This is a genomic window from Curtobacterium sp. UCD-KPL2560, assembly GCF_001705035.1.
In the GTDB taxonomy this organism is placed as follows: domain Bacteria; phylum Actinomycetota; class Actinomycetes; order Actinomycetales; family Microbacteriaceae; genus Curtobacterium.
In genome coordinates this window covers 1-5,558 of record NZ_MCIG01000118.1, presented here as the reverse complement: position 1 = coordinate 5,558, position 5,558 = coordinate 1, and the positions used below count along the sequence as shown (strand labels likewise).

Here is a 5,558-nt window from a genome sequence, read left to right as displayed (position 1 = left end):
GTACCTGCGGCGGGACGGCTTCGCGGACGCCATGCGCAGGCGGCGGCCGTGGGCCCGGGGCCGGTGGCCCGGCCGAGCCAGTCGACGTCGGTGCGGCCCTGGCCGAACGGGTCGGCGCGGCGTCGCTCGTCCTCGACGGCCCGGTTGTCGGCGGCGCGCTGGTCGCGGTGCGTCATCGCGGTCGGCAGGGCGATCGACGACGGGTGCTGCGCGCCCCCGGTCGGCGGGACGGGCGCTGCCGGCGGGATCCGGTCGCTGAGCGTCGCGCGCTCGTGCTCGATGCTCGCCTGCGGGTTCACCGAGGGTTCGCGGAGCTCGGCACCCATGGGGATCGCCTGCGTCGCGCCGGCGTCCAGCGGCTCGGCACCCGCGCGGGCGGCACCTGCGGCAGGCGCAGCAGGCGCAGCAGGCGCAGCAGGCGCAGCAGGCGCAGCAGGCTCAGCAGGCGCAGCAGGCGCAGCAGGCGCAGCAGGCGCAGCGTCAGCGGTGCCGGCACCGGCACCGGCACCGGAAGCGGCGTCGGCCGCGAACGGCTCCGGCAGCGGCGCCCCGGTCTCGCGGGCCGCGCGCTCGGCCTCGCGCCGCTCGCGGCGCGAGGGCCACTCGTCGGCCGTCCGCGGCGCACCGAAGATGTCGGCGGCACTGCGGAGACCCGTGAACGGAGCGTCCGAGGCGGGCGCGGGGCGGGCCTCCCGTCCGTCCACCCCGTCTGCCGGGCCGGCCGTACCGTCGGTCTCGCGCGCGTCGTCCGGACGCTCCCCGGTCACGCGCTCAGCCCCAGGTCGGCCAACCCGATCGCCGCGAAGTACGGGTACCCCGCAGCCTCGATCCGCTCCTTCGCCCCGGTGTCCCGGTCGACGACGACCGCGACCGCGGCGATGACCGCGCCCTCGCGCTCGAGCGCCTCGGCGGCCTTGAGCGGCGACCCACCGGTGGTCGAGGTGTCCTCGAGCACGACGACGCGCTTGCCGCGCACGTCCGGGCCCTCGACCTGGCGGCCGCGACCGTGGTCCTTCGGCTCCTTGCGGACGACGAACGCGTCGTAGGACAGCCCGCGGGCGGCGGCCTGGTGCAGGACCGCGCTCGCGATCGGGTCGGCACCCATGGTGAGCCCACCGACCGCGTCGACGTCGGGGACCTGCTGCAGCAGGTCCGTCATGACCTGGCCGATGAGCGGTGCGACGCGGTGGTCGAGGCTCACCTTGCGGAGGTCGATGTAGTACGAGGCCTGCTTCCCGCTGGTCAGCGTGAAGTCGCCGTGGAACACGGCATCGTCCGAGATGTGCTGGATCAGCTGTTCGCGCGCGTCGGTCACAGCCCACAAGGGTAGTCGGTCACCCCCGGATCGCGCCCGTCGGCCGCTCCCCGCGCCCGCAGGTGGCGCCCCGGCACCCTCGGTACGCTCCGCAGCATGCCCCACGTCGCGCCCGGAACCAGCGACGGGACGCCGTCCCCGGCGCCGGGTGCGCTGGCGGCGCCACCGGTCCGCCGGCCGTCCCGCCCGGTCTGGTCGACGGTCGGCCGGGAGGCACTGGGCGCGCTGGTCGCGCTGGCCCTGTCCGTCATCGCCCTGCGCCACCTCGTGGCCACCGAGCGGGTCGCCCTGCTCTGGTACGACGGCGACTCCGTCCTGCTGCCGCTCGTCGAGCGGTCGATCCGCCTCGGGCAGCCGTTCGAGTGGGCGATGTCCCCGGCGCTGTTCTTCTTCCCCGAGCTGCCGGTCTACCTGCTCTGCTCCCTCGTCACGGCGACGCCGCAGCAGGCGCTGGCCCTGAACGGCGTCCTCGTCCTGCTCGCCGTGTACGCCCTCGTGCGCGCGGCGGCGAACGAGCTCATGCCGGCGGCCCGGCGGTCGGCGCGGATCGCGGTCTCGGCGGTGGCGCTCGGGTTCGTGACGCTGCTCGTGCTCACCGAGTCGTCGGCCACCGCGAACTCGCTCGAGCTGGCCTCGCTGCTGCTCACGACCACGTACTACTACGGGGCCCTGCTGGCGATGCTCGGCACCGCGGTGCTCGTGCTCCGGGCGGTCCGGACCGGGCGCGCGTCGACGACGGTGCTCGTGGTCCTCGTCGTGCTCGCGGCGTGCACCACGGCGTCGAACCCGCTGTACGTGCCGTGGTCGGCCGGTCCGGTCGTCGTGACCCTGGTCCTCCTCGCGCTCGCACGGCGACTCCCCTGGCGTCCGGTGGTCGGCGTCGCCGCCGCCCTGGCCGTCGGCGCGGTCGTCGGGTACCTGCTCCGGGTGCCGCTCCGGCCGTTCGTGTCGCTCGACCCGTCGACCTACGTGCACCCCGACCGGGCGGGCACGACGGTGTCGTTCTTCGCGGCGCTGACCGACGACCGCGCCGGGTCGGCCTCCGGGGACGCCGGGCTGCTGCTGCTGTTCGTCGGGGTGCTGCTCGCCGCGGGCGGCACCGTCTGGGCGTGGCGGGCACGCACGAGCCGGACCGTCCTCGTCGCGACCGCGCTGCCGCTCGTGACCGTCGTCGCGGTGTCGGTCGGCGTGGTCGTCGCCGGGTCGTCGACGCCGCGGTACCTCGAGCCCGTCGTCACCGCGCCGCTGCTCGCCCTCGTGGCGGTCGCCGAGCTCACCCGCTCGGCGGTCCGGTCGACCCGGGTGCACCAGCCACGTCGCGGGGTGCGGACCGCCCTCGCGGTCGCGGGCGCGGTCGTCCTGGTCGCCGGGATCGCGACCGCACCCGGGACGCTGTCCGCCGTGGCCCACGCGCGGTACGCACCCGCGGCCTGCCTCGACCGGTGGGCCGACGGCCGACGGGTGACCGGGGTCGGACAGTTCTGGACGGTGCGCCCGCTCGCCGCGTACGCCTCGTCGGACGTCGAGCTCCTGCAGGTCCGCGACACCTTCGAGACGTACCCGTGGCTGGTCGACCTCGGGGCCTACCGGGACGCCCGGCCGACCTTCGTGGTGATCGGGGCGAACGACGTCTGGACCACGGCCGTCGAGGACTCGCTCGGCCGTCCGGCGGCGATCACGCACTGCGACGGGTTCGACGTCTACGACTACGCGGGCACCGCGGGCGCGGCCGTCCTGCAGCGCGACGTGGTGGGCAGCGCCGACCGGATCCGGCGCGACCGCGGGTTCTGACACCGCACGGAGTTGTCCACAGCGGCGCGCCACCGCCGCGGGATGCCTGAACGGATGTATAGGCTCGACTCCGTGACTCGTCCCACAAGCCACCGCTCCCCGCGTTCCACCGTGCGCATCCGTCTCGCCGCCACCGCCCTGGCCCTGACCGGTCTGTTCGCGTCGGTGGTGCTGGACGCGCCGAACGCCAGCGCCGCGACGTACCCCTCGTGGGCCGACGTCCTCGCGGCCCGCGGCCAGGAGAGCCAGAAGCAGGAGCAGATCACCCAGATCCAGGGGATCCTGTCCGGCCTCGAGTCCGAGGTCGCCGCGGCCGAGGCCGAGGCCGAGCGCCTCGGTGACGACTTCTACGACGCCCAGAGCAAGGCGCAGGAAGCCGCCGCCAAGGAACAGAAGCTCCGCGCCGACGCCGACGAGCACACGAAGACCGCCGAGCAGAGCGCTGCCCAGGCCGGCCAGTTCGCCGCGCAGATGGCACGCCACGGCGGTGCCGACGTCACGGCGTCGGTCCTGGCCGAGGGCGAGAGCACCCGCGACCTGCTGTACGACCTCGGCGCGCTGAGCAAGCTCTCCGAGCAGGCCGACCGGGTCGAGGCAGCGGCCACCGCCGACGCAGCGGTCGCCCGTTCCCTGACGGCCCAGGCCGACCGTGCCTCCGCGGCACTCGACGAGCTCGCGGCCGAGGCCGAACGGCGCATGCAGGCTGCCCAGGCCGCGGCGGACCGGGTGCAGACCGCCTACACCGAGCAGCAGGACAACAAGGCCCGGCTCGACGCCCAGCTCGCGACGCTGGTCTCCGGCCGGGTGCGCACGGAAGAGGAGTTCGCCAAGGGCGAGGCCGAGCGCAAGGCGGCCGCCGAGCAGGCGGCGCGCGAGGCCGCGGCGGCGCGACAGCGCGTGCTCGAGCAGCAGGCAGCGGCGGCGGCGAACCGCCCCGGCGGTGGGGGCGGCGCCCCGGCTCCGTCCACCGGGGGCGGCGGCGGTGCCGTGGGCTCCGGGTCCGGCAACGGCTGGGTCCGCCCGGCCGGCGGCTACGTCATCAGCCCGTACGGCTACCGCGTGCACCCGATCACCGGCAACGTCACGAAGCACGACGGCCTCGACCTGACGAGCGGCTGCTCGACGGCGATCGTCGCGGCGTCGGCCGGCACGGTCGACTACGTCGGTCGGTACGGCGGGTACGGCAACTACGTCCGCATCAACCACGGTGGCGGCCTCCAGACCGCCTACGGGCACATCGTCGACGGCGGGTTCCGCGTCGCGAAGGGCCAGCAGGTCTCGGCCGGGCAGCTCATCGCCCTCGTCGGCTCGACGGGCAACTCCACGGGGTGCCACCTGCACTACGAGGTCCACATCGGCGGCGCCACGACCGACCCGGCGCCGTTCATGGCGGCACGGGGCGTCCGCTTCTAGCCCGCAGCTCGCCGGCTCGGCTGCCGTCACGTCGGCACCGGTAGGTTCGATCCCATGCGCGTCGCGACCTGGAACGTCAACTCCGTCCGCACCCGAGTGGGCAGGATCGTCGACTGGTTGGTCCGCGAGGACGTCGACGTCCTCGGCATGCAGGAGATCAAGTGCAAGCCGGAGCAGTTCCCGGTCGAGGCGTTCGAGGCGGCCGGGTACCAGGTCGAGGCGCACGGCCTGAACCAGTGGAACGGCGTGGCCTTCGCGAGCCGTCTGCCGATGGAGGACGTCACCCGCGACTTCCCCGGCCAGCCCGGCTTCCTCAAGGGCCACGAGGGGCCAGACCTCCCCGTCGAGGCCCGCGCGATCGGTGTCACGGTCGAGGACGTCCGGCTCTGGAGCCTCTACGTGCCGAACGGCCGGGAGCTCGGCGACCCGCACTACACGTACAAGCTCGACTGGCTCGCCCAGCTGGCCGACCGCACGACCGAGTGGCTCACGGCGGACCCGTCGCTGAAGCTCGCGCTGATGGGCGACTGGAACGTCGCTCCGTTCGACCGTGACGTGTGGGACGTGCGCGTGTTCGAGGGCGCCACGCACGTGAGCGAGCCGGAGCGTGCCGCGTTCCGTGCCTTCGAGGAGCGCGGCCTGCAGGACGTCGTCCGGCCCATCGTGCCCGTGGGCTACACGTACTGGGACTACAAGTCGCTGCGCTTCCCCCGCAACGAGGGCATGCGCATCGACTTCGTGATGGGGTCGGAGGCGTTCGCCGACGTCGTGACGGACGCGTCGATCCACCGCGACGAGCGCAAGGGCGACGCCCCGAGCGACCACGTGCCGGTCGTCGTGGACCTCGACCTCGAGACCGCGCTCGACGACGACCGCCCGATGATCTTCTGACGCCGGCCGCCGGTCGCCGCGCTCGGCGGGCCCGGCGCGCCCGCCGCGCCCGTCGGCCGCGGCGCTCGGTCGGGCCGGCGCGCCCGGCGACCGGCGGCCGGCGTCAGAAGATCATCGGGCGGTCGTCGTCGAGCGCGGTCTCGAGGTC

The 5,558-nt window shown here is 74.8% G+C and carries 6 protein-coding genes; 3 read left to right on the top strand and 3 right to left on the bottom strand.

The window, feature by feature from the left end; all coding sequences use genetic code 11:
* The 3 genes from BEP24_RS15710 to pyrE form a co-directional block, all read right to left on the bottom strand.
* The coding region (locus tag BEP24_RS15710) for a hypothetical protein (RefSeq protein ID WP_141693493.1) at positions 1–326 on the bottom strand (326 nt) is incomplete at its 3' end.
* On the bottom strand, positions 296–508 hold the full coding sequence (locus BEP24_RS15705; protein ID WP_065965028.1) for a hypothetical protein: 213 nt from the start codon (positions 506–508) through the stop codon (positions 296–298). The genes BEP24_RS15710 and BEP24_RS15705, both read right to left, overlap by 31 nt.
* A gap of 255 nt (positions 509–763) precedes the next feature.
* Positions 764–1,315: an orotate phosphoribosyltransferase gene (gene pyrE / locus BEP24_RS15700; protein ID WP_065965026.1), complete on the bottom strand. Its 552-nt coding sequence runs from the start codon at positions 1,313–1,315 to the stop codon at positions 764–766.
* Positions 1,316–1,411: 96 nt separating this feature from the next.
* On the opposite strand from pyrE, the gene BEP24_RS15695 reads away from it, so the two are divergent.
* The 3 genes from BEP24_RS15695 to BEP24_RS15685 all read left to right on the top strand — a co-directional run bounded on the left by BEP24_RS15695 (position 1,412) and on the right by BEP24_RS15685 (position 5,410).
* Positions 1,412–3,106 (top strand): hypothetical protein, encoded by a 1,695-nt coding sequence (locus BEP24_RS15695; protein ID WP_065965021.1) that lies wholly within the window; start codon positions 1,412–1,414, stop codon positions 3,104–3,106.
* A gap of 72 nt (positions 3,107–3,178) precedes the next feature.
* Positions 3,179–4,519 carry a M23 family metallopeptidase gene (locus BEP24_RS15690; RefSeq protein WP_139266497.1) on the top strand — a complete coding sequence of 447 codons (1,341 nt, stop codon included), beginning with the start codon at positions 3,179–3,181 and terminating at the stop codon, positions 4,517–4,519.
* 54 nt (positions 4,520–4,573) lie between these two features.
* Positions 4,574–5,410: an exodeoxyribonuclease III gene (locus BEP24_RS15685; RefSeq protein WP_065965014.1), complete on the top strand. Its 837-nt coding sequence runs from the start codon at positions 4,574–4,576 to the stop codon at positions 5,408–5,410.
* Positions 5,411–5,558 lie beyond the last annotated feature (148 nt).